This is a genomic window from Dongia sp., from assembly GCF_041918875.1.
Classification (GTDB): Bacteria; Pseudomonadota; Alphaproteobacteria; order Dongiales; family Dongiaceae; genus Dongia.
In genome coordinates, this window is sequence record NZ_JAYRUV010000017.1 from 23456 (window position 1) to 47780 (window position 24325).

At 64.8% G+C, this 24325-nt stretch carries 22 protein-coding genes; 14 read left to right on the forward strand and 8 right to left on the reverse strand.

From position 1 onward, the window contains the following. Positions 1-7: 7 nt before the first annotated feature. From trmD to leuC, 3 genes are all read left to right on the forward strand, one after another. On the forward strand, positions 8-721 hold the full coding sequence (gene trmD / locus ACE3TY_RS17155; RefSeq protein ID WP_374655196.1) for a tRNA (guanosine(37)-N1)-methyltransferase TrmD: 714 nt from the start codon (positions 8-10) through the stop codon (positions 719-721). A gap of 38 nt (positions 722-759) precedes the next feature. Continuing rightward, entirely contained in the window at positions 760-1161 is a 402-nt protein-coding gene (gene rplS / locus ACE3TY_RS17160; protein WP_374655198.1) for a 50S ribosomal protein L19, read from the forward strand. A gap of 165 nt (positions 1162-1326) precedes the next feature. Continuing rightward, positions 1327-2727, forward strand: coding sequence for a 3-isopropylmalate dehydratase large subunit (gene leuC / locus ACE3TY_RS17165; RefSeq protein WP_374655200.1), 1401 nt, complete (start codon positions 1327-1329; stop codon positions 2725-2727). Between the two features lie 39 nt (positions 2728-2766). Here leuC and ACE3TY_RS17170 read toward each other — a convergent pair whose 3' ends face one another. Together ACE3TY_RS17170 and ACE3TY_RS17175 are read right to left on the reverse strand one after the other, a co-directional pair. Continuing rightward, on the reverse strand, positions 2767-3297 hold the full coding sequence (locus ACE3TY_RS17170) for a L,D-transpeptidase (protein ID WP_374655202.1): 531 nt from the start codon (positions 3295-3297) through the stop codon (positions 2767-2769). Continuing rightward, on the reverse strand, positions 3294-4142 hold the full coding sequence (locus tag ACE3TY_RS17175; protein WP_374655204.1) for an MBL fold metallo-hydrolase: 849 nt from the start codon (positions 4140-4142) through the stop codon (positions 3294-3296). Before ACE3TY_RS17175 ends, ACE3TY_RS17170 begins: the two co-directional genes overlap by 4 nt. A gap of 185 nt (positions 4143-4327) precedes the next feature. Between ACE3TY_RS17175 and ACE3TY_RS17180 the strand changes: the two genes are divergently transcribed. Then, complete coding sequence (locus ACE3TY_RS17180) at positions 4328-5482, forward strand: MFS transporter (protein ID WP_374655206.1); 1155 nt, start codon at positions 4328-4330, stop codon at positions 5480-5482. A gap of 3 nt (positions 5483-5485) precedes the next feature. Here ACE3TY_RS17180 and ACE3TY_RS17185 read toward each other — a convergent pair whose 3' ends face one another. Both ACE3TY_RS17185 and ACE3TY_RS17190 read right to left on the reverse strand, forming a co-directional pair. Next, the gene (locus ACE3TY_RS17185) at positions 5486-7540 is read right to left on the reverse strand and encodes a caspase family protein (protein ID WP_374655208.1); all 2055 of its coding nucleotides are present in this window, start codon (positions 7538-7540) and stop codon (positions 5486-5488) included. Positions 7541-7813: 273 nt separating this feature from the next. Then, a complete protein-coding gene (locus ACE3TY_RS17190; RefSeq protein WP_374655335.1) occupies positions 7814-8503 on the reverse strand; it encodes a response regulator transcription factor in 690 nt (229 codons plus the stop codon). Positions 8504-8720: 217 nt separating this feature from the next. Between ACE3TY_RS17190 and ribA the strand changes: the two genes are divergently transcribed. From ribA to ACE3TY_RS17205, 3 genes are all read left to right on the forward strand, one after another. After that, the gene (ribA, locus tag ACE3TY_RS17195; RefSeq protein ID WP_374655210.1) at positions 8721-9917 is read left to right on the forward strand and encodes a GTP cyclohydrolase II; all 1197 of its coding nucleotides are present in this window, start codon (positions 8721-8723) and stop codon (positions 9915-9917) included. 88 nt (positions 9918-10005) lie between these two features. Continuing rightward, entirely contained in the window at positions 10006-11106 is a 1101-nt protein-coding gene (locus ACE3TY_RS17200) for a hypothetical protein (protein WP_374655212.1), read from the forward strand. A 110-nt stretch (positions 11107-11216) separates the two neighbouring features. Next, on the forward strand, positions 11217-12053 hold the full coding sequence (locus ACE3TY_RS17205; RefSeq protein ID WP_374655214.1) for a class I SAM-dependent methyltransferase: 837 nt from the start codon (positions 11217-11219) through the stop codon (positions 12051-12053). 12 nt (positions 12054-12065) lie between these two features. On the opposite strand, the gene ACE3TY_RS17210 is transcribed toward ACE3TY_RS17205, so the two are convergent. After that, positions 12066-12989 (reverse strand): hypothetical protein, encoded by a 924-nt coding sequence (locus ACE3TY_RS17210; RefSeq protein ID WP_374655216.1) that lies wholly within the window; start codon positions 12987-12989, stop codon positions 12066-12068. A gap of 241 nt (positions 12990-13230) precedes the next feature. Between ACE3TY_RS17210 and ACE3TY_RS17215 the strand changes: the two genes are divergently transcribed. Both ACE3TY_RS17215 and ACE3TY_RS17220 read left to right on the forward strand, forming a co-directional pair. After that, on the forward strand, positions 13231-14496 hold the full coding sequence (locus ACE3TY_RS17215) for an ATP-binding protein (protein ID WP_374655337.1): 1266 nt from the start codon (positions 13231-13233) through the stop codon (positions 14494-14496). A 238-nt stretch (positions 14497-14734) separates the two neighbouring features. Beyond that, positions 14735-15757: a PstS family phosphate ABC transporter substrate-binding protein gene (locus ACE3TY_RS17220; RefSeq protein WP_374655218.1), complete on the forward strand. Its 1023-nt coding sequence runs from the start codon at positions 14735-14737 to the stop codon at positions 15755-15757. Between the two features lie 28 nt (positions 15758-15785). Here the strand turns inward: ACE3TY_RS17220 and ACE3TY_RS17225 are convergent, their stop codons facing one another. Next, positions 15786-16136: a YciI family protein gene (locus ACE3TY_RS17225; RefSeq protein ID WP_374655219.1), complete on the reverse strand. Its 351-nt coding sequence runs from the start codon at positions 16134-16136 to the stop codon at positions 15786-15788. 99 nt (positions 16137-16235) lie between these two features. Between ACE3TY_RS17225 and ACE3TY_RS17230 the strand changes: the two genes are divergently transcribed. From ACE3TY_RS17230 to ACE3TY_RS17250, 5 genes are all read left to right on the forward strand, one after another. Further along, the gene (locus ACE3TY_RS17230; protein ID WP_374655221.1) at positions 16236-17120 is read left to right on the forward strand and encodes a LysR family transcriptional regulator; all 885 of its coding nucleotides are present in this window, start codon (positions 16236-16238) and stop codon (positions 17118-17120) included. 123 nt (positions 17121-17243) lie between these two features. Continuing rightward, the gene (locus tag ACE3TY_RS17235; RefSeq protein WP_374655223.1) at positions 17244-18107 is read left to right on the forward strand and encodes a helix-turn-helix domain-containing protein; all 864 of its coding nucleotides are present in this window, start codon (positions 17244-17246) and stop codon (positions 18105-18107) included. A 137-nt stretch (positions 18108-18244) separates the two neighbouring features. Next, positions 18245-20446: a TonB-dependent receptor gene (locus ACE3TY_RS17240; protein ID WP_374655224.1), complete on the forward strand. Its 2202-nt coding sequence runs from the start codon at positions 18245-18247 to the stop codon at positions 20444-20446. Further along, a complete protein-coding gene (locus ACE3TY_RS17245) occupies positions 20447-21685 on the forward strand; it encodes an MFS transporter (protein ID WP_374655226.1) in 1239 nt (412 codons plus the stop codon). Continuing rightward, a complete protein-coding gene (locus tag ACE3TY_RS17250; protein WP_374655228.1) occupies positions 21682-22587 on the forward strand; it encodes a methyltransferase domain-containing protein in 906 nt (301 codons plus the stop codon). The genes ACE3TY_RS17245 and ACE3TY_RS17250 overlap by 4 nt, the downstream gene beginning before the upstream one ends. Positions 22588-22618: 31 nt before the next feature. Here the strand turns inward: ACE3TY_RS17250 and ACE3TY_RS17255 are convergent, their stop codons facing one another. Both ACE3TY_RS17255 and ACE3TY_RS17260 read right to left on the reverse strand, forming a co-directional pair. Next, positions 22619-23608 (reverse strand): tyrosine recombinase XerC, encoded by a 990-nt coding sequence (locus ACE3TY_RS17255; RefSeq protein ID WP_374655230.1) that lies wholly within the window; start codon positions 23606-23608, stop codon positions 22619-22621. Next, complete coding sequence (locus tag ACE3TY_RS17260) at positions 23584-24306, reverse strand: DUF484 family protein (RefSeq protein WP_374655232.1); 723 nt, start codon at positions 24304-24306, stop codon at positions 23584-23586. The genes ACE3TY_RS17255 and ACE3TY_RS17260 overlap by 25 nt, the downstream gene beginning before the upstream one ends. Positions 24307-24325: the final 19 nt, after the last annotated feature.

Consider the following 24325-nt stretch of genomic DNA (forward strand, 5'->3'; position numbering starts at 1 on the left):
AGCGGAGGTGACCGACACGACTGAGGCCTGGACGGCACGCATCCTGACCCTGTTCCCGGAAATGTTCCCGGGCCCCTTGGGTCAGAGTTTGGCGGGCAAGGCCTTGGAGAAGGGTATCTGGCGCTTGGAAACGCTGCAGATCCGTGACTTCGCTTGCGACAGGCATCGCACGGTCGACGATACCCCCTTCGGCGGCGGCGCCGGCATGGTGATGCGTCCGGATGTGGTCGATGCGGCCTTGGCCGCGGCAACTGCAGATGGCCTCGGGCCGGCCATCTATCTCACTCCACGCGGGCGTCTGCTCTCGCAGGGTCTGGTGGAAGAACTGGCGGCGGGACCTGGCATGGTCCTGGTCTGCGGCCGCTACGAGGGGCTGGACGAGAGGGTGATCGAGGCGCGGCAGTTGATCGAGGTAAGCCTCGGCGATTTCGTGCTTTCGGGCGGTGAACCGGCGGCCCTCGCCTTGATCGATGCCTGCGTCCGGCTTCTGCCCGGTGTCATGGGTGCCGAAGAGACATTGGACGAAGAGAGTTTCAAGACCGGCCTGCTGGAATATCCGCATTACACCAGGCCGGCGGAGTGGAATGAGCGAAAGGTGCCCGAAGTGCTGATGTCCGGGCATCACGAAAAAATCCGGGCCTGGCGTCAAACCCAGGCCGAGGAAGTAACCAGATCACGGCGCCCCGATTTGTGGGACGCCTACAAGAAACGCGGTGCTTAGAAGCACAGCTTGAGTTGAAAGAAGAAAGGACCAAGACCATGACCATGTTGCATGAATTCGAAGCCGCCCAGCTCGCCAAGCTGCAGGGCGCCACCAAGGTGCCGGATTTCCGTCCGGGCGATTCGGTGAAGGTGAGCGTGAAGGTCGTCGAAGGCGAGCGCGAGCGCGTGCAGGCTTTCGAAGGCGTGTGCATCGCCCGCAAGAATGCCGGCGTGAACTCCTCCTTCACCCTGCGCAAGATCTCCTATGGCGAGGGCGTCGAGCGTGTCTTCCCGCTTTTCTCGCCGCGTCTCGTGAGCATCGAAGTGGTGCGCCACGGCGACGTGCGTCGCGCGAAGCTCTATTACCTCCGTGGCCTGCGCGGCAAGGCCGCCCGCATCACCGAGCGCGCCCAGGCGAATGTGAGTGCGAACACGGGTGCGGAAGCCGCCAGCGAGTAAGCGCCGGCACTCCCGCAGTAACGACGCCAGCCTTGGTCGGCCGGCGTCGATGAACGACCCAGTCCTTTCTCGTTCGCGGTCGCGCCGGCTTCCGGGGCGATCGCGGACCGAGAAAGAATCAAGGCATTACCGGCTCATGCGTTTCAGGGGCCCCGAGGACGTAAAATGGCGAAGACGTTGTTCGACAAGATCTGGGAAAATCATCTGGTGCATCGTCAGGATGACGGCACCTGCCTCATCTATATCGACCGCCACCTCGTGCATGAAGTGACCAGCCCGCAGGCTTTCGAAGGCCTCCGCACGGCCGGCCGCAAGGTGCACCGTCCGCAGGCGACCCTTGCCGTCGCCGACCATAACGTGCCGACCTCGGACCGTTCCAAGGGCATCACCGAGCCGGAAAGCCGCATCCAGGTCGAAACGCTGGAGCGGAATTGCCGCGATTTCGGCGTGCCCTATTTCTCGATGGACGATATCCGCCAGGGCATCGTGCACATCATCGGGCCGGAACAGGGCTTCACCCAGCCGGGCATGACCATCGTCTGCGGTGACTCTCACACCTCGACCCATGGTGCCTTCGGCGCCTTGGCCTTCGGCATCGGCACTTCGGAAGTCGAACATGTGCTGGCGACGCAGACGCTGATCCAGCGGCCGGCCAAGAACATGCGCATCTCGGTCGAAGGCAAGCTGCTGCCGGGCGTCACCGCCAAGGATGTGGTGCTGGCCATCATCGGCAAGATCGGCACGGCAGGCGGCACCGGCTATGTGGTCGAATTCGCCGGCTCTGTCATTCGCGGCCTCTCGATGGAAGGCCGCATGACGGTCTGCAACATGACCATCGAAGCCGGCGCCCGCGCCGGCCTCATCGCACCCGACGAGACCACGTTCGAATATATCAAAGGCCGCCCGCTGGCGCCCAAGGGTGCTGCCTGGGAGCAGGCGGTAGCCTTCTGGAAAACATTGCCCTCCGATCCGGACGCCAAGTACGACGTCGAAATCGAGATGAAGGCCGAGGACATCGTTCCGCAGGTCACCTGGGGCACCAGCCCCGAGGACGTGCTGCCCATCACCGCCAAGGTGCCGAACCCGGCCGACGTGGCGGATGAGGATAAGCGCCGCGCCATGCAGCGCGCGCTCGATTATATGGGCCTCACCGCTGGCATGCCGCTCACCGAGGTCAAGGTCGACCGGGTCTTCATCGGCTCCTGCACCAATGGCCGCATCGAGGATCTGCGCGAAGTCGCCAAGCTCGCCAAGGGCCGCAAGGTGTCGTCGCATGTGAACGCCATGGTCGTCCCGGGCTCCGGCCTGGTGAAGGCGCAGGCCGAAGAAGAAGGCCTCGACAAGGTCCTGATCGAAGCTGGCTTCGATTGGCGCGAGCCCGGCTGTTCGATGTGTCTGGCCATGAACCCGGACAAGCTGGCGCCGGGCGAACGCTGCGCCTCGACCTCGAACCGCAATTTCGAAGGCCGTCAGGGTCGTGGTGGGCGCACGCATCTGGTCAGCCCCGCCATGGCGGCGGCGGCGGCGATCACCGGCCATCTGGCCGATGTGCGTGAGCTGAAGTGAGCTTGACGTAGCCCCCTCGCCACCAAAGGGGGCGAGGGGTCATTTGTTTTTGGGCTCTCTCATCACCACCCGATCGCCCGGCCCCATCGCACTCAATATCTTTTCCAGATCCTCACGCTTGAAGGCGATGCAGCCTTCGGTCGGGCGGTAATCCGCGTGGGCCAGATGCACGAAGACGGCGCTGCCCTTGAAGGGCACGACCGGATCGTCATTGTGGCCGATGACCAGGACCAGATCGTAGAGATGATCGTCGCGCCATAGTTTCTCGTGGCTGGCGCCATAGGGCAAAGCGACGGGCCTGTTATAGGCAGGGTCCTGCGGCGCATCGCACCAGCCGTCATCCAGCCCGATCGCCGTCGCGGGCAATTGCGTTTGCGGCTGGACGCCTTTGTCGGTGCGCACCAGCAAACGGCGCAGGGGAAAGATGCCGGCCGGCGTTCCGCCATCGCCTTCACGCTTGTCGGCGACGATGCCGCCACGGCCCAGCGCGCAGCGATAGCGCCGGCCGTTCAGTTCGGCCCAGCCTTGCGTGGCGCCTTCGCCATCGGCCGTGACGGTGAGGTCGATCACGGCGTCAGGACCAGTCCTTCCTTGGCCACCAGCGTCCCCGGCCGGGCTTTTTCGGCATCGGCGGCGACCCGGTCCATGAAGGCATCGTCATGCGACGGGTCGTGGTGGAAGAGTACCAGCGTCTTCACCCTGGCGGCGTCGGCCAGGCGCACCGCTTCCTGCCAGGTCGAATGGCCCCAACCCTTGAAGCGGGTGAATTCCTCGTCGGTATAGGTGGCGTCATAGACGACCACGTCGGCGCCTTCGATGAGCGCCAGGATCACGGGATCGAGCTGCTTGGGATCGTGCTCGCAATCGGTCACGTAGCAGATCGATTTGCCGTTCCAATCGACACGGTAGCCGGTGGCGCCGTTGGGATGGTTAAGCGGACAGGTCTGCACCTTCAAGCCTGGATGCGGCTCCAGTACCTCGCCGGCGATGAAATCGTGATAGACGGGCTGGGCCGAAAAAATCTCCAGCGGCACCGGAAAGAACGGCTCGGCCATCAGGCCCGACAGCGCCTCCTTGAGCCCACGCTCGGGCTTCAAATGGCCGGCCCAGATGCGGATGTTGGATCCCGGCAGGTAGAGCGGCGCGAAGAAGGGCAGGCCCACCACATGGTCGATATGCGTGTGCGTGAAAAAGAGGTCGGCCTCGACCGGACCGCTGGCCGCTAGCTGGCGGCCCAATTGCCGGATGCCGGTGCCGGCATCGAAGACCAGGACATGCGGCCCGGCATGCACCTCAAGGCAGGAGGTGTTTCCGCCATAGCGTACATATTCCGGTCCGGAGCAGGAAAGGGAGCCACGTACTCCCCAGAAGCGAACGGACAAACCAGCCGTCGAGGTACCAACCGATTGCGACAAAACACTCAATCCTTATTCGGCGTCCCCGGCTTGTAGACCGCCATCCCTTAACCACCGGTTTCACCCCGCTATCCGGCGCGGCCGAATGATGGCATTGTTTCGCGCGCTTGCAAAGTGAGCGGTTAAGCTTTCGCCCAGGCTGGATTGTCTTTCCGGGCAATAATTTACCAGTAGGAGTATGGTTATTGAGCCAGGTAGAACGAACCTGCTGGCCCGTGGCCCTGCTTGGCGTCGGCATCAGCGCGTTCGGCGCTTTTCTGCAATTCAAGCTGCCGCCGGTCCTGCCGGCCTTCCTTGCCATATATCCGCACAGCGCCGATGTGGCGGCCTGGTTCATGTCGATTTTCGCCCTGGTGGGCTTGCTGGCCTCGGTGCCGCTCGGCCGGCTGATCGAGCGACATGTCCTTGCCGCGGCACTCGGGATCGGCCTGGCCATTGCCGCCATCGGCATCCTCATCGGCCTTGCGGCACCTCAATCGGGCTGGCTGATGCTGCTGGGGCGCGGACTTGAAGGTTTGACCTTTGCCATCTTCTCCGTGATCGGCCCGGTCATAGCCAATTCCGCCGTGGCGCGGCGCGACCTGGGTCTCGTTACCGGCCTCATCGCCGCCTGGATTCCGATCGGCCAGCTGCTGGCCGGCTTTCTCGCCCTCGCCGGCGCCGACTGGCGCGCGCTGTGGCTGATAAACCTTGCCCTCATGGTGCCGCTCGTCGCGGCGGCGATCGTCTATCGCCGCTGGCTCGGTCCGGTGACGCGGCCGGCAGGAACCTCACTTGCCGCCGGGACGCATCCGGGACTGCTCGTCGGCGCCGGCATTTTCCTGCTCTGGTCGCTGCAATTCTTCGCCTTCATGACCTGGCTCACCAAATATCTGACCGGCGAACTGCATCTCAGCGCCGCCGCGGCGATCCTTGCCTATCTGACGCCGGTCGTCGTGGTGATGATCTGCAACATCGCCACTGGCTGGGCCCTGGCGCGCGGCCTCAAGCTGCTGCCGGCCCTGGTCGCGGCACTTCTGCTGCAGGCCGTGGTCTGGGTGAGTGCGCCATGGCTCGACGGCATCCCCGGTATTCTGATGCTGATCGTCTTCGGCATCGGTGCCGGCGTGACGCCCGCCTGCTTCTTCCATCTGCCGCATCATCTGGAAGGCGTGCAGGCGGGGCCCAAGGCCTATGGCGTGCTGATGACGGGGCGCAACAGCGGCGTCTTCCTGGGTCCCATCCTGATGGCGATCCTGTTCCAGGGCAGTCTGGGATGGTCCGGCGCCGCCTTCGTCATCGCCGGCATCTCAGCCTCCTGCGCACTCATCGCCCTGACGCTGGCCGCACGCCTGCGCTGAGCTTCAATACCATTCGATCGCGAAATCAGCGAGCTTGTCGGCACCCCTGAAGATGATGTGGCAATCCTCGCCGCAAGCCTTGATGGCCATCCGCTTGGCATCGGCTTCCGCGCTGCATCCTTGCTGCGACCAGCCGCCCCAGCCGGTGGCCTTGATCTTGCAGCCGATCGAAATGCCGATTCGGTCGCCTGTGGGGCTGACCGCGAGAAAACGGAAACTGCCAGTCTGCGTCTGTGAATTGGCGAGGTATCTTTCGACATCCTCGCGATGGCTTTCGGCGATGCGCACGATATCGCCGCTGCTTGCGGCGACCGCCGGCGCGATGCTCGCTGTCTCGGCCGGCGCTGGCTCCGGCGTTTGCGCTTCCTGGTCCGCTCCCGGCAGCGCGGCCGGTTCGGTACCGCCGTCGGCTTTCACCCATTCGATCTCGAAATCGCCGACTTTCTCAGCACGCTTGAAGATGATCCGGCAATTGTCGCCACAGGCGGACAAGGCCTGTTTCCTGGCTTCGGCTTCCTCGCTGCAACCTTCGGCCGACCAGCCGCCCCAACCCGATTTCTTCATCTTGCAGTTGATCGATATGCCGATCTTGTCGCCCGACTCATTGACGGCCAGGAAGCGGAAATTGCCGGTTTGTGCCTGTGAATTGGCCAGATAGCGCTCGATCTCAGGGCGAAGCAGATCGGCGAGGCGCAGGGCATTGGCCTTGGGCTCGGGTGCCGGGGGTGGCGGTTCCGGTGCCGGCGTCCTGGCGGCAACGCTGGGATCGATTCGCAGCAGCTTGGCGCTGATATAGCCCGTGCCTCCGGCCCCGGCCACTTGCAGCCATTCGTCATCGGCCGAGCGACCCGTCACGCTGATGCTTTCATGAATCTTCAGGCGGCCCAGGATCTTCGCCTTGGCGTTGGGCTCGGCCCGGATATTGGCATTCTTGATCGCCACATAGGTACCCCGTATCGGCATGATGCCGCTATCGATCGGCTCGGTCGCCATCGGTGCCGGCGCAACTGCCGCGATGTCAGTCGGGGCAGGGGGGTGGACAGGTTGAATTGTCGGCGCGGACGCCGCTGCCGGCTGCTTGCCGCTGAGTCGATCCAGCTCCGCCTGGGCAAACACGGCATAAATGCCGCCAGGAAACTGCTTCAGATATGCAGCATAAACAGCCGGATTGTCGCTGCCCCTGGCCGATTCCCAGAAAAGGATTTCGGCTTGGCGCGATGCCGCCGTATCCGGCGCCGCCGCAACCGTCGCTGGCGCCGGGACAGGTGCCGGATTTTCTGCCGGCAATTGCGGCGCTGCCAGTGTCACCGCCGCAGTCAGCGAAGATGAATCCCAGGGTGTCTGCTGCTCGTTGGTGGCGGCCAGAACCTTGAGCCGCACGGCACGGTGCACAGTCTCGATCGCTTCTCCGGGGCGCAGCAATTCTTCCGCCAGAGCCAGGGTGTAGGGGCTGTTATTGCCATTGCCGTCGACTGAAACTTCGCCCGGCGCGGTCGAATAACCGATGAAACTGCCGCGCGGCGCGTCGACCCGCGCCAGGCCGCGCGTGGTGTCGCGGAAACCGTGGGTCAAGGGATTGTTTCGGCAGGCGTCGAGGAAGACCAGGTTGACGCTGTTGCGTGCATATTGCATCTGCGCCAGCACGCTGCTGGCGGAAACCGCTTCCAGCTCGACATCGCCTTCAGATTCGATCTGCACGCCGACCGGCAGCAAATAATTGGTCCCATCGACCTGCACGCCATGGCCGGCATAATAAAAGAAACCGATCCCATCCGGCCCGGCTGCCGTCAATGCCGCGCCGAAATCGCGGATGTGCCGCTTCATCTCCTTCTGGTCGACATCGATCGCCAACGTCACGGCAAAGCCCAGCTTCTTTAGTGAGCGTGCCATCAGTTTGGCATCGTTTGCCGGATTGCGCAGATTGCCGATCGCCGGTCCGTAATCGCCATTGCCGACGACCAGCGCCACGCGGCCCGAATCCGCGATCGCGCCAAGCGGCAGCAGCGCTGAAACGAACAGGATGAAACCGGCGACCAGCCGGTGCATGCGAGCAGGCATGGGTGATCCTCGTCCATTGCTGGCTAGGCGACGCCCGATCCCTTTTGCTTTCGCGAGATACACGCTCGCTCACAGCAAGCCGACGCGCCATGCCGGCATAATAATAATGCAATTGCCCCGCGCAGCCAAAATGACCGGCGTCACAATCCCGGCAAGCGCGCGGGACGGCGAATGTGCTTGCCTATCGCAGAGTAAATCTTTGGCAGAACGGGTTAATCTGCGCGCTCCGCCGAACTGGGCGCGCAATCTTCCTTGCCCTATTGTGTGTCGGACCTACGGCACCAGCTTGTAGCCGCCGGCGTCGGTGATCAGAATCTGTGCCTTGGCGGGATCCTTTTCGATCTTCTGGCGCAGGCGATAGACATGGGTTTCCAGCGTGTGCGTGGTGACGCCGGCATTGTAGCCCCAGACTTCGCCCAGCAGCGTCTCGCGCCCGACCGCGCGCTGTTCGGCGCGATAGAGATATTTGAGGATCGCCGTTTCCTTCTCGGTCAGGCGGATCTTCTTATTGGCTTTCTCATCGACCAGCATCTTCACATTGGGCTTGAAGATGTAGGGGCCGATCGGGATGAGCGCATCCTCGCTATGTTCGTGCTGCCTGAGATGCGCGCGCAGGCGCGCCAGCAATTCGCCCAGGCGAAAGGGCTTCGAGATGTAATCGTTGGCGCCCATGTCGAGGCCGCGGATCGTATCGGCCTCGCCCGACGATGCGGTGACCATGATGATCGGCACGCTGATGCCGGCCTTGCGCAAAGCCTCGCAGACCTGGCGGCCGTCGCCGTCGGGCAGGCCGACATCGAGCAGGATGGCGTCCGGCTTCTCCTTCTGCGCCACGGCGAGAACCTCGCCGGCCGTCCCAGCCTCGACGCAGGCGAACTCGCCATCGAGGGCCAGTTGCTCGGCCAGGGTCTTGCGCAGGGCCTCGTCATCGTCGACGAGCAGGATGCGGCGCTGATGGGACAGGCTCATGGGTGCGGGAACTCCCCTCGTTATGGGTGTGAGATAACATCGCCCCACCCGCCTGACAAGTGACCCGGTCGTCGGCATTCCTGGAAAATTCCATCTTCTCGCGGGTTTAGCGGCAGTATCCGAGGCGCATTCGCCGCATCTCCGGTAGGTGGAGGTGGACTTGACCGGATCATGAAATGATCCCCATATGCGGTGATTGAGCCAAGCTGGAATGACCATGACGCCGATCGATCCGGCCGCCCTCGACCCCGCTGTCTGGACGGCCACCTGCCTTGCCCAAGTTGAGCGCGCTGTTGCGGAATTGCGCCGTGGCGGCGTCGTGGCGCTGTTGGAAGGCGATCAGGCGGCGCTGGTCCTGGCGGCCGAAACGGTCGAACAGCCGGCCCTTGCCGCCCTGCAGACCGCTAGTGCCGCCGGAAAAAAGGGCGAAGTGCGGCTGGTTCTCACCGCCGAACGCGCTCAGACGCTGCGGAAGCGAGGCCTGGCCCTTCCCGCAAATCTGCCCGCAAATCTTCCGGCCGACGGCTATCGCCTTCTTTCCGTGGCCGGCAATCTAGCGGCCGAGGCGGTCCGGCAGCTGGCCGACCCGACCGTGGCCGCTTTCGACGCCAAGGCGCTGGGCGTTGCCGCCGCCAACGACGTGGCGCCGGCCTTCTGCCGGGGCGCCATTGAACTGGTGAAGGCGGCAAGGCTCCTGCCGGCGGCCATCCTGGTGCTGGTGCCGCGGGCGGGGCTCGATCATTGGGTCGATATCGCATTCCGCCTGGAGGCGCGCGACCTCACGCATTGGCGCCGCAATGCCGCCGCCAACCTGCGCCGAGTGAGTTCGGCGCGGGTGCCCCTCGAAGGTGCCGAAGAAGCCGAAATCATCGCCTTCCGGCCCCATGACGGCGGCAAGGAGCATCTTGCCATCATCATCGGCAAGCTCGACACGGCCAAACCCGTGCTGACGCGCCTTCATTCCGAATGTTTCACGGGCGACCTCTTGGGTTCCCTGCGCTGCGATTGCGGCGAACAGCTGCGCGGCGCCATCGCCGCCATCGCCAATTCGGCCCCCGACGGGACCGGCAACGGCGTGCTGCTCTATCTGGCCCAAGAGGGGCGCGGGATCGGCCTGGTCAACAAACTGCGCGCCTATCGGCTGCAGGATGCCGGGGCGGACACGCTGGATGCCAACCTGCAGCTGGGCTTTGGTGCCGACGAGCGGCTCTACCAGCCGGCGGCCGAAATGCTGCGCCAGCTGGGGGTGGGGGCGGTCCGGCTGCTGACCAACAACCCGGAAAAGGTCACCGGCCTTGCCCAATGCGGCATCAACGTGACCGAGCGCGTTCCCCACGTGTTCCCGTCGAACGACCATAACGAACGCTATCTCTCCACCAAGGCGATCCGTTTCGGCCATATGTTCTGAGGAGCTGCGTTCCTGGCACGGCGATTGCTCTGATGCTTCCGACAAGCCTCCAGGCGATGTGCCTGGGGCAGGGTTCAGGGATGGCCCCGTGACCGATTACCCGAGCATCGCAGCGGCCCCGCCAACGGCCGCCATCGCCCAGAATGGGACCGCCCCAGGTGACATTCCAGGCGGCATTCCCGGCGGTGCCCTGCGCCCGGGGGCCATCGATCAGAGCCAGTTCCAGCAGATGCTGCAGGCCCAATACCGGCTGCAGCAGCAGGGCAAGGCCGGCCAGGCGACGGGCGAGCCCGGCAAGGGATTGACCCTGGCCGATTACCGTAAGCAGGCCGGGATCGAGACGAACCGGCAGGCCACCGCCGCTCCCGCGAGCACTGCCAGTATTCCCAATGACGGCATTCCGACCCTCAGCCTGGAACAATTTGCCGCGCTGACCGGCATGTCGCTGCCGCCCGAGCCCGCGATCGTGCCGGAATCGGCCGCCACGGGCGTTCCCCTGGCGAGCGGCCCGATCGACCCCGAAGCTCAGGTGGAGATGCTCCCGGACGGGGAGATTGCGCTGGAGCCCGTGGCCGAAACCGCCGATGCCGCCACCACGCCGGAAGCCAGCCCCGAGAGCACCGACGGTATTCCCGTCCTGCCCGACGAGGCCGTCCCGGAAGAGACGGAAGCCACCGACGAACGCGTCGTCATGCTCGATCATTTTCCCGACCGCGACGAGCAGAAGAGCCTGGCGGCCGCCGGCAAGCGCTGGCGCATGAAGGAAACGGAGGGCGCCCGGGAGCTGTTCCTGGGACCCGACGGAAAATTCGGCTGGGACGATTTCATCGATATCATCAATCCGCTGCAGCATATTCCGGTCGTGGCCCAGGTCTATCGTGCCGTGACCGGTGACCAGGCCTATGGCCTGTCCAACTTCGTCGGCGCCTTGCCGTTCGGCCCGCTCTCGGTTGCCAGCGCCGTTGCCGATACGGTCATCCGCGCCCAGACCGGGCGCGATGCCGGCACCGACATGGCCGCCAGCATCCTGGGTATCGACAACCGCACGCCGGAAGAGGCCAATCTTCATCTGGTGACCCGGCCCGCCGATCAGGCGGCGATGTCAGCCGATGCCGCGGCGGAGGCAGTCCAGGTGGCGCAGCTGCCGCCAGCTACTTCCTGGAACCGCGACAGCACCGCACGCGACTGATCGCCTAATCGGCGGTCCCGCATTTGCGGCGCTTGCCTCGGCCGCGCCGAACGGTCATTTTCGCGCGAAAGATCGAATCGTATCACACAGTCCGTCCAAGGCAGCCATCCATGCCATCCGGCTTCTGGCGAAAACTCAGGCTTGGCTTGCCGACCTTGCTCGGTGTCCGACCGCAGGGTTTCTTCATCCCCTATCGCTATGCCGGCCAGATCCGGCAGCCGCCGCGCTATGACATCGCCGCCGAGATTTTCGCCGCCGCGCGTCCCGTTTTCGCCGCGGCGCTCGGCGAGCTCGATGTTTACGCGGCCGATCTCAAGCGCATCGGCGAGACGGCGCCGGCACCGCAACCGCGCTGGGGGCAGAGCTGGTTCGCGACGCTCGACGCCGCCATTCTCTATGGCATGGTTCGCACATTGCGCCCACGCCGGCTCGTCGAAGTGGGCTCCGGCCATTCGACGCGCTTTGCAGCGCGGGCCATTGCCGATGGGCGCCTTGCCACGCACCATGTCGCCATCGATCCGGCGCCCCGCGCCGATTGCAGCCGGTTGCCGGTCGATCTTCGCCGGGCGATGCTGAACGAAACCGAGCCGGATCTGTTCGCGACGCTGGCAGCGGGCGATATCCTGTTCGTCGATTCAAGCCATATCCTGATGCCCGGCACCGATGTGGACCAGCTCTTCAATCGCATATTGCCAGCCTTGCCGCCGGGCGTGCTGGTGCATATCCACGACATCTTCCTGCCCGACGACTATCCCGCCGGCTGGCATTGGCGCGGCTATAACGAGCAGCTGGCGATCCTGCCGCTGCTCGCTGCCGGCGCCTATCGTCCGCTCTTTGCCAGCCGCTACGTGCAGTCGTGCATGCAGAACGAGACGGCGGCATCGCTGGTGGCGACGCTGCCGGCTTCGTCAAATCTCGCGACCTCGCTCTGGCTTGAGAAGGTCTGAAATCATCCCCCGCTATTGCAGCGGCTTCACCGACACTTCGCGCAGCCAGTAGCTGCCGCCGACATTCGTGAGCAGGATACCGTCGAAATCGCCGCCGAGGCTGGTGTCGCTGGCGCTGATCGCCGTCTGCCCATCGAGCTGCACAATCATCTTGCCCGCGGAATCGCGGCTCCAGCTCAGCTGATGGGCATTGCCGTCTTCCAGATTGAGGGCGCCGTTATAGGCGCCAAGCGTGGTGGCGCCGCTGGCCGTCACCTTCTGCAGCACCAGGCCCTGATTGTTGCCCGGCTGGTAGGCCAGGCGATACTGGTTCTGCGCCGAAGCACCCTGATAGAGGCTCATCTGCAGACCGCCATAGCGGTCCTTCGAGGTGAACTTGGTACTGGCGGCGAAGAAGCCCGGAAGTTTGGCCTTGGTATAGATCGCGGCATATTGCGCGTTGGCCTGTGTCTGCGTCCCTTGCGGATTGAGCAGGTTGCCGAGCAGCGAATTGAGATTGGCCTGCTGGCGGATCTTGCTCACCAGCCCCCGGTTGCTGCCCGACTTGTCGACCTGCCAGCTGCCCGCGGTCACTTTCCAGGCCGGGTTGGTGGCAAATTCGCCGTCGCTGAACGTGTCGAGGAAAGGCTGCGCCTGCGACACCATCGTTGCCGCTTCGTAATCGGCCAGTGCCTTCTTGAGATCGGCCAGGAAATCCGGCGAGGCTGCCTGGTCCATCTCGGCCTGGGCGATCTTGGCCTTCAGATCCGCGATCAGCTTCTGCGTGGCCTTGCCCTGGGTCGTACCGGTCCAGGGCTGATAGGTGGGAACCGCGTTCTCAGCCAGGGCGCCATCCGTCGGCAGGGCGACGCCCAGGGCCAGGCCGGCGCACAGCAGGCCCGCCTGGCCGGCGCGGATCCAGGCCCGTTTGCGAGCGCCGCGTGATGAATTATCCATGACAGGGTTTCCTCTCTTGCGCAGTTTTCTTTAGTCTTGTCCGCGAGTCGCTATTGCGGCGATCGCGTTGGCAGCAAACTTACTGTCATATCGACGGCAATGTCGGCCCGCCAATATCGGTCGGCCGGTAGCGGTCAGCCGATAGCGATGTTGATTACTGGTCCCATTATGGGATGAGAGGGCTTTCGTGCGGAAGGGCTTCGCGACACTTTTTCGTGATGTCGCCGTGGTTATCGTGGCCATGGCGGCGCTGGTCGGCTTTACCGGCCGCAGCGACTGGCCGCTCCTGGTGGTGCTTCTGGCGGCGGCTCTCTGCGCCCTGGCTTTCATCGTGCTGCGGCACCACACGCCACAGGAAGATAAGCCGGCCGGGACTGGCCCTCATGCAGCGGCCGAGGAAAATGGCGCGGCCCTGCTTCTGGAAGCGCCGCGCGCCCTGCTGGACGCCCTGCCGGACCCGGTCCTGGTGCTCGATGCGCAGCGGCGCATCGGCCTGGCTAATGTTGCGGCGCGGGATCTGCTGGGATCGGATATCGAAGGCAGCAGCCTGCTTTCCGTCCTGCGCCAGCCGGCCCTGCTGACGGCGCTCGATGCACTGGCCCGCGGCGATTCGCCCGAGCCGATGGAGCTTCCTGAGATCGCCGGCCACTCCATGGTCGCCGAACTGGCGGGCATCGGTCAGGCCGGGGCCGAGCTTGGCCGCACCCTCATCGTCTTTCACGACGTCTCCAACCTGCGCCGCGCCGAATCGTTGCGCAGCGATTTCGTCGCCAATGTCAGCCACGAGTTGAAGACGCCGCTCGCGACCTTGATCGGCTTTCTCGAAACGCTGAAAGGTCCGGCACGCAACGACGAACAGGCCCGCGCCCGCTTCCTCGACATCATGCTGACCGAAGCCCAGCGCATGAGCCGGATCGTCGCCGACCTCCTGTCGCTCTCGCGCATCGAACTCAACGAACATCAGCCGCCCGAAGGCGCCGCGGATCTGAAGCGTCTTCTGGCTTCCGTGCTCGACGGGCTGGTCCTGAAGGCCGAGCAGCGCGGCACCGTCATCCGGCGTCCCGATCCAGATTTGTTGCCGGTCGTTCCGGGCGATGCCGACGAACTGACCCAGGTGGTGCAGAACCTGGTCGACAATGCCCTCAAATACAGCCGCGATCAGGCCGTCGTGACGATCAAGGCCGAGATCATCACCGACCCGGCATTGCTGCGCCTGCATCTGCCGCACCCCAAGGGCGTACCGGCAGCGGTGGCGCTCAGCTTCCGCGATCAGGGGCCCGGCATCGCGCGCGAACATCTGCCGCGCCTCACCGAACGCTTCTACCGCGTCGACACAGCCCGTTCGCGCGAAATGGGCGGAACGGGCCTGGGCCTTGCCATCGTCAAGCACATCGTCAACCGGCATCGTGGCAAGCTGGAGATACAATCGGTCCTGGGCGAAGGCAGCATCTTTACCATCTACCTGCCGATGGATGCGGCGCCCGCGGCGGTGTCGGGCGCCGCTTAAATGGTTGCGGGGCGCCGGCCCCCCCCCCACAAAAGACGGGACCGTGACGCGAAAACGTCACGGCTGCCCGCCGGGCCGAACTTTTCATTGGAATGAGGCAGGATAGGGCCGGAAACCCCAAGAAACCCGCGCGCTTTCGAAGGTGCTGTCATTCAACTGTCATAAAATAGAAAACCGGCTGTCATGGAAGCGACCTAATAACGGCGCTGCTTGGTTTCACCCAAAAAAGGTTTCTGCCATGAAGCGCATCTCTCTTGCTCTCGTTGCGACCGGTATCGCCGTCCTGACGGCCGGTGCTGCCGAGGCCCGCGACCAACTCCACATCGTCGGTTCGTCGACCGTCTATCCGTTCTCGACCGCGGTCGCCGAGGAATTCGGCAAGAGCGGCAAGTTCAAGACGCCGATCGTCGAATCGACCGGCACCGGCGGCGGTTTGAAGCTGTTCTGCGCCGGCGCCGGCGAAGACACGCCCGACATCGCCAATGCCAGCCGCAAGATCAAGGACAGCGAGATCGAAGACTGCAAGAAGAACGGCGTCACGTCGATCACCGAAGTCGCCATCGGTTATGACGGCATCGTCATCGCCAACTCGAAGTCGCATGCCCGTTTCGAGCTCACCGTGAAGGATCTCTGGCTTGCTCTGGCCAAGGAAGTTCCGGTGAACGGCGCGCTTGCCGCCAACCCCTACAAGACCTGGAACGAAGTCAACCCGGCCCTTCCGGCCGAGAAGATCGAAGTGCTGGGTCCGCCGCCGACCTCCGGCACCCGCGACGCCTTCGTCGAACTCGTCATGGACAAGGGCTGCAAGGGCGTTGCCGAGATCGAAGCGATCGAAGACAAGAAGGCCAAGGCCGGTGCCTGTGCCTCGATCCGTGAAGACGGCGCCTATATCGACGCCGGCGAAAACGACAACCTCATCGTCCAGAAGCTCGAAGCCAACCCGATGGCGGTCGGCATCTTCGGCTACTCCTTCCTCGAGCAGAACGAAGACAAGCTGCAGGGCAGCGTGATGGACGGCATCGAGCCGACCTTCGAGAACATCGTCGACGGCAAGTATGAAGTCTCGCGCACGCTGTACTTCTACGTGAAGAACCAGCATGAGGGCCAGGTTCCGGGCATCCGCGAATTCGTCGCCGAATTCACCAGCGACAAGGCCGCGGGCGAGGAAGGCTATCTTGCCGACAAGGGCATGATCCCCTTCCCGGCCGATATGCTGAAGGACGTTCAGCAGAAGGCCGGCAGCCTCACGCCGATGATGTAAGTCCAGCGCTGCTGGAAAGCCTCAGACTTCAGGACCCTCCCTCGGCAACGGGGGAGGGTTTCTTGTTTGCGCCGGCGGGGCGGGGGATCAGAACCTGGCCCTGGTTGAACACGCGCTGCCAGGGAAGAATGCGGTGCGAGCGCCGCAAGCCCGCAGGCCAGAACGGGTCGGACTCGATCAGTGCCGTGACATTCTCGGCATGCTCGGCATCGACCAGCCACAATCCGCCGGCCGGTTCTCCGGCGGGGTCGCACAGTGGACCGGCCGCCAGAATCCTGTCGCCATGCCTCTCCAGGAAAGCCAGATGTTCGGGCATGAAGCGCCGGCGGACTTCCACGGCGCGGGCAAAATCGTCTTCGAACAGGACGGCATAGATCATGATGCTCTCCTCGGGCGGATGGGGCGCTGCTGGACAGGGGGATGATAGGCCGGCAGAATTGCAGGTCGATAAGCAAGATAGCCAACAGGATCTGCAAAAATGCAGGATCTCGACTGGAACGATCTGCGCCACGTCCTGGCCCTTGCCCGGAGCGGCTCGTTTACGGCCGCTGCCGCCCTGCTGAAGATCAACGGCACGACGGTGGCACGGCGACTGAGGGCGATCGAGACGCAGCTGGCCGCCCGCCTCTTCGAGCGTGACGCCGATGGGGTGCTGCACCCGACACCGTCGGGCGCCATCGCCATTGCGCGGGCGGAAGCGATCGAAGCGGAGATCGGCAGCCTGACGGCGGCGATCAAGGGCGCCGACATTCCGGCCATCGGCCATGTCCGGCTGACCGCCGTACCGCTTCTGGCCAATCGGTTGCTCATGCCGGCCCTGCCCGCGTTGCTGAAGAAGCATCGCGGCCTTCATCTCGACCTCATCGCCGATCCGCGCGGCTACGATCTCACCCGCCGCGAAGCGGATATCGCATTGCGCCTGGCGCGGCCCGAAAATGCCGTGGGCGCCCGCATCCTTGCCCGGCGCCTCGCGACACTCGGTTATGCCGCCTACATGCCCGCCGCGCGGCGCGGCAAGGGCACCGACCTGCCTTGGCTCAGTTATGAGGAAGCCATGGCGCACCTGCCGCAGGCGCGATGGATGGCCGAGATGGCGCCTCGGCATGGCGGCCTTGCGGCCATTGCCGTCAACGATGGGGATGCGCTCGTTCATGCCGTCCAGGCCGGGTTGGGCCGAACGCTGCTGCCGCGTATCGTCGGTGACAAGGTTGCCGGGATAAGGCGCATAGCACTCCCCGGGCCGCCACCGCCGGGCCGCGAACTGTGGCTCCTCACGCACCGCGACCTGCGCCCGCTCGCGCGGATCGCCGCCGTGACCGGCTGGCTGGAAAAGCTCTTGGGTGGAATCGAGCCTGCGCCCTGAGAAGGATCGATCCGGGATGGAGGGCGTCGTTGCCAATGGCGGCCGTCAATCGTAGTATGCACGCCTCATGAGAAAGCCCAGCCAGCGATACAGCACGCCACGGACGAGTGGTGGAGGTTGTCGTTGGAAATCGTCAAGAGTGCCGGCCTTAATGTCTTTCTCGATACGCAGCCGGTTGCGCGCGGCATGGAATGGGCTTCGGTCATCGCGCCCGGCTTGTGGTTTGGCATGGTCCTTCGCGGACATGTAGCCATACGGGCGCCCGAGGCGGTGGGAGCGATATCCCGCGAAAGCGACTGGGGCCCCGGTGCCACGACCTGTTTCTGGTCGACGGAATCCTTCGAGACGCATCACCGGATACTTCGCGACGGGGAGATTTCCGGTGTCTTCATCCGTGTCGCGATCGAGGATATCGAAGCGATCGCCGGCAGCGATGGCCTGGCATGCCTGGACAGGATGGATCGCGCCGGCGTGGGGCGCTCGCTGCAGGATCGCAGCGCCTGTCAGTTGGCGGCATTGCAGGCGACCGCCTGGCAGATGCTGGGCTGCACCCTCCAGGATAGCGCGCGGCGCCTCTATCTCGGCGGCAAGGCCATGGAAATGATGGCGCATCTGCTCGACGGCCCGCGGTCGAAGATGGTGGTGGCGCGCGGCGATTGGCAGCCGCGCGAAATCGCACGGCTGCATGCGGCGCGGGACATTCTACTGTCGCGGCTTGCGGCGCCGCCCAGCGTGCCCGAGCTTGCGCATCTCGTCGGCACCAATGCCCGCACGCTGAGCGAGGGCTTCAAGGATTTGTTCGGCATGCCGGTCTATGCCTTCGTCAAGGCGCGCCGCCTGGACGAAGCGCGCCGCATGCTGGAATCGGGAGAGAGGTCGATCGCCCGCGTCGCCTATGCCTTTGGCTATCAGCCGGCTCATTTCGCGACCGAGTTCCGCAAGCGCTTCGGCGTTGCGCCGACCGCGCTGACCGGCCGGCGCCATTAGATCGCCCGGCGCCCTCGCTTTCGTCGGTCATCGCCGAATCCCGAAAGCCTTTTGCCGGAATGCGAAAGCCCGCCGCGTTGTCTCGCCCTTGTATGCCTGCGCAGTTTAGCGCCGGTTCTATCCACGAGGGGGACGGCATGACGAACGATCATTTGCGGGGCCGCGGCGATCGGCATTGGCGCTGGGAGCCGCATCGGCAAACGAGCATGCGCCGGGCGTCGCTGGCGGCCGCCTTCATCTTGACCCTGCTATGCCTACTGCCCTCGACAAGCGTCGCGCAGGAAACCGAACCGCCCCTGGAGCCGGACGAGGCGGAGGCGGAGGATGCCCTCGTGCTGCAGCCGATCACCGTGACGGCCCGGCGCCGTGATGAACGGGCGCAGGATGCGCCGGTGGCCCTCACGGTGACGCCGCCCGAGGAAATCGGCAAGGGCAAGGTCGACAATTTCGAAGACATGGCCTTGCGCAGCCCCAACACGCTCTACAGTTCCCAGGGCGGACCGCTCAGTATTCGCGGGGTCGGCTCGCTCGGGATCGATGGCGGGGTCGACCGCCAGCCCGCCGTCGGCATGTTTCTGGACGAGGTCTTCATTGCGCGGCCGTTCGGCTATCCCACCTATCTCGAGGATACGGAGCGGGTCGAAGTCGTCCGCGGTTCGCAGGCAACGCTTTACGGCAAGAACACGATCGGCGGCGCGGTCAACATGATCTCGCGCGACCCCGGCAAGGATTTCGGCATCGAGGCGGAAGGCACGCTCGGCAGCGGCCCGGGCTTCGACGAGCCGCTCGGGCGGGTGAAGGCCGCCTTCGACGCACCGCTCGGGGAAAGCGATTTCGCCGTGCGCGGCTACGCATCCTGGAGCGCCGCCGGCGGATACATCGCCAACCTCGCCGACGACGGCGATTCCGTCGGCGACACCGATGCATTGGCGACCCGCTTCGTCGCCAAGGGAACGATCGACGACGATACCGACCTCCGCCTCTCGCTCGACTATTCACGCAACCGCGACGATGGCGGCCTTTGGTATGCGCCTGTCGACCTCGCCTTCGACTACGAGGCCGAGCATGATTACGAGCCGAGCAACAAGCTGGATATCGCCGGCATATCGATGCGGCTCGATCATGATTTCGGCCTTGCCGAATTGACCTCCATCACCGCCTTGCGCGGGCATGAAATGGAGGAATATCTCGACGGCGATTTCACCGCCGTATCGTTTCTCGGCCAGGCCCAGACCGAAAGCCAGCGGCAGGTCAGCCAGGATCTGCGTCTTGCCTCGACCGGCGACGGGCCGTTCAAATGGCGCGGCGGTATTTTTTACATGCATGAATGGTTCGAGGGAGACCAGTATTTCGATCTCGCCTCCGTGCCCAAGGATGATTGGAGCCGGACGACGTTCGATCAGGAAACCGATACATATTCCGCCTTCACCGAACTCAGCTATGCCATCGTCCCGGAGCTCGAGCTGATCGGTGGCCTGCGTTACACGTACGAGCGCAAGGTGACGGAATCGGAAATCTCCTCGCCCAGCGGCACCATGATGTTCGGTACGCCGGGTGCGGCGGCGGGAACCGCGTCTTTCGGCAATTGGTCGCCGGAAGCGACTCTCGTCTACCACATCGACGACGACAATCTCGCCTTCGCCAAATACAGCCGGGGTTTCAAGTCCGGCGGCATTTCACCCTTCATCGATACCGGCAACAAAGCCAATCGCTACGATCCGGAAACCACCGATTCCTACGAACTCGGCATCAAGACCAACTGGCTGAACGAACGCCTGTCGGTAAATGCCTCGCTCTTCTACATCGACTGGAAGGACCAGCAGGCGGTCATCTATACCACGCCGTTCACCCGGATCATCAGCAACGCCGCGGCGGCCACCTCCATGGGTGGCGAACTGGAAATAGCGGCCCGCCTCACCGAGAATCTTGGACTGACGGCTGGCTACGGCTACACCGATGCCGAGTATGACGAATTCGTCGACGAGATTCTCGGCGCCGATTATTCCGGCAACCCGCTCCCCTACGCGCCGCGCCACAGCGCCTCCGTCGGACTGCGCTGGGAAAGCGACCTGAACGAGGATCTGCTATTCACGTCGGGGATCGACTACACCTACCGCAGCTCGTATTCGTTCCACCCGAATAATGAATTCCGGCAGGAGCCGACCAGCCTGGTCGATGCCCGCATCGGCATCGAAGGCGAGGCCTGGGCGGCGACGCTGTGGGCCAAGAACCTGTTGGACGAGGAATATCTGCGACAATATTTCAGCTATTCCGGCACGGATATGGGCGTCGCCGCCGCCGGCCGCACCTTCGGCCTCACCGTGAAGGCAAGCTGGTAAATGAGCACCGCCATCACGGATCGCGCGCCGCCCAGCCCGTGGCTCATCGGCGCGCTCTATTGCGCACAGGGAATTCCGCTGGGCTTCACCTTCGAAGGATTGCCGGTGCTGCTGCGCGGTGCCGGCGCTTCCCTGGAACTCCTGGCCTGGTTGCCGCTTGCCGGCCTGCCCTGGGTCCTGAAGCTGTTCTGGGCGCCGGTCGTGGACAATCGCTGGTCGGCACGGCTGGGCCGGCGGCGCTCCTGGATCCTGCCGATGCAGGCCCTCCAGACCGTCAGCCTTCTCCTGCTGGCGCTCCTGCCGCTCGATGGTGCCAATGCACCTTGGCTGCTCGCTATCGTCATGCTGGGCGTGATCGCGGCGGCAACACAGGATACGGCAACCGACGGCCTGGCCGCCGAGGCCCTGCGCGGTGCCGCTCTGGCACATGCCAATGCCCTGCAAATCAGCGGAATGATGGCCGGCTTCATGGCGGGCGGCGCCGGCCTGCTGCTGCTCACGCACTTCATCGGCTATCGGGGTGCCATGTTGCTGCTGGCCCTGCTGATGGCCGCGGCATCGGTGCCGGCCTGGCGCTGGCGGGAGCCGCCGCCGGCATCCGCCCCGACGCATCGCGCCGGCATACGCCATTGCCTGCGCCGTCCGGCCGTTTGGCGCCTGCTGTTGCTGGTCCTCTTCGCGGGCACGTTTCATTCGGGCGCCATGGCCATTTCCAAGTTGATGCTCGTCGATGGCGGCTGGAGCGCTGGCGCGGTCGGCGGTGTGGCGACGTTAAGCGGCATGGCCATGATCCTGCTCGGCGGCCCGATCGGTGCGCGGCTTGGGGCCCGATACGGCGTCTGGCAGGCGATCTGCGCGGGCCTTCTCGTGCTGGCCGCCGCCTTCATCGCCTGGATGGCCGTCGCCACCGTTCAATATCGCCCGATGGCGGTCTATGCCGCGGCGATCCTGCTTGCGGTCGGCGGCGGCATCGTCTCCGTCGCCGCTTCGATCCTCGGCATGCGCTTCGGCGGGTCCGGCGGTCAAGCTGGCACGGATGTAACGGTCCTGCAGAGTGCGTTCGTCTTTGGTGAAACCATGAGTGCGGGCCTTGCCGTCAGCCTTGCCGCCATGTTGGGCTATGGGCCGGCCTTCCTGATCGGTGTCGGCGCGATCGCGCTGGCGCTGGTGTTCATCCGCTGGATCGGCGGCGCGCCGTCGATCGCATCCTATTTCAACGCGCCGCAGGCCATGCCATGAGTTTCGGTGACCGCCTTACCGACCGATTGGCCCGCCGCCCCGCCGGATGGCTCGGCCGCAAGCTCTATCGCCGCGCCATCGCGCATCAGCCGGGATTCGACCTCGCCTTGCGGCAGGTGCCGCTGCGGCCGGAGGATCACGTGCTGGATGTTGGTTGCGGTGGCGGGGCATTTCTCGCCCGCGTGCTTGCCGCCGGCTGCCGTGCCGCCGGAATCGATCACAGCCCCGACATGATCGCCACGACGCGCGAGCAGAACGCCGCCGCGATAGAAGGCGGACGGCTTGACTTGCAGGAGGGAGATGCGGCGGCCCTGCCGTTCGCGGACGGCGCTTTCAGCCATGCCTTTTGCCTGCACGCCTTCTTTTTCTTTCCCGATCCTGCCAAGGCGATCGCTGAAATGGCGCGCGTGCTGCGCCCGGGCGGGCATTTGACGATCCTCACCATGGCGCCGGACATGGCGCGCAGAATGCGCTGGCTGTTCGGGCCGATCGGCGCCCGCATGCGCCTCGACGCGCCGGAGCGCATGGCCGAATGGTGCCGTGCCGCCGGCCTTCATATCCAGTCGACGATACCGACCCGCGATGGCGGCTATCTCCTGCTCGCCCGCAGATTGCCGCCCGTCGGCATGAAGATCGAGATGCTGGGATTTTCCGGCCGCATCCTCGGCCTCGTCGATCGATTCGCCGTGATCGAAGCGGATATCGCCGGTGACGTACCCGCGCACCGCGCCGTCGGCGAGGAATGCGCCTATGTTCTTTCCGGCGAAATCGCCGTGGAGGTGAACGGCATTGCCCGCTCCATGTCCGCGGGCGGACATGTCGTCATTCCCGCCGGTGCCCTGCATTCGGCCCGGGCGCGGTCGCCAGCGCGCATTCTGCTCTTCGGCCCATCCTACGATTGAGCGCGACGGCGTCCATCGCGGCCGCCCGGCCTCAGCCCTTCGCGCGAGGATGCGCCGATTGATAGACGCTGAGGAGCTGGGCCGCGTCGATCTCGGTGTAGCGCTGCGTCGTCGAGAGGGAGGCGTGGCCAAGAAGCTCCTGGATGGCACGCAAATCGCCGCCGCCGGCCAGCAGATGCGTCGCGAAGGAATGGCGCAGCGCATGCGGCGTCGCCGTTTCGGGCAATCCCAGCATGAGCCGCAATTTCTGCAAGGAGCGCTGGATGAGGCGCGGACTGAGCTTGCCGCCCTTGGCGCCGGCGAAGAGGGAACCCGATTTTGCCAACGGCCAGGGGCAGGCTTTGAGATAGTCGTCGATCGCCTCGGCGACGACGGGGAGGACCGGGACCATGCGCGTCTTGCCGCCCTTGCCGGTGATGCGAAGGGTTCCGCCGCCCTTGGGTGCGTCGGCACGGGTGAGGCCCAGCGCCTCGGAAATGCGCAGACCGCAGCCATAGAGCAGCAGCAGCACCGCAAGGTCGCGCTTGGCAAGCCACGCTTCCTCGTGCACCAGATCGACATTGTCGAAGATGGCATCCGCTTCCGGCGCATTGAGCGGCTTGGGCACGGCCCGGGGCAGGCGCGGCCCGCGCTGCGTGCCCAGCACGCCGATCTCGATCCTGCCGTCGCGCACCAGCCTGCGGGCGAGACTCTTGACGGCGGACAGGGCGCGGGCATTGCTGGCGGCGATGAGGCCGCGTTCTTTCCGCGCCGACAGCCAGGCGCGGATATCCGAACGGCTGAGGGCGCCAAGGCGCGCCACGTTCGGCGCATCGCCGTCATAGAAGCTCAGGAAGCGCAGGAAATCGCCGACATCGCGCTGGTAGGCTTCGACGGTGAGCGCGGCGGCGCGCCGCTCCTGCGCGAGGTAAGAAAGCCAGTCCTTGAGTGCCGCCACCAGATCGGCCTTGGCAAAGAGCAGCGGGTTGGCATCCACCTTGACCGCTGCCGTTTCGCTCACGGCTTTGGCAGGTCCAGCCATGAGCGGATGCCGAATTCGATGATCCGGCCCAGGAAGCTCATCAGTTCCGTGCCCTGCCCGGTATGGAAGTAGCCGGGATGGCGCGTACCGAAGGCGATGAGACCGGCCGGCGCCACCTTGCTGATGGAAAGGCGCAGGATCGCGTCGGAGCGCACCAGGTCGGCCGCCCCGCCATAGATTTCGGGATCGCCCTCAACCTCGTCGCGCAGCCATACCTTGCGGTTCTTGCCGATGAGCCGATCGACGGCGCCGCGATCCAGGAACTGGATGCCGTCATGCTTGGGCCGGCGCGAGGTGACGTCGGTCAGCTCCAGGCACAGGCACACCACATCGACCTCGAGCAGGAAGGCAAGATCGCCGGTGACGATCTCGATGAACTGCTCGAAGCTCTCCGCTTCCAGCAGGGCGATGACGGCGTTGTGGATCCGCTCGGTCGTGTTGAGATTGTCGCGGCTGTTGGCGATGATCTCGTCCTGGTCGGCGCGCAGCTTGGCGACGTCTGTCTTCAGCCGCTCCATCATGAACTGCTGCAGGTCCACGACACCGTCACCCTTGTGGCGCTTCGGGCTGACCTGTGCGTCGAGCAGTTCGGGATGGCGGGCGAGGAAATCGGGATTGCGCTTCAGATAGGCGGCCACCTGCGCTGCCGTGACGCCGGCGCTGGGTTTGGCTTTGACCTCTTCCACGGGATCCGACATCGGCACCCTTCGCCAGCTG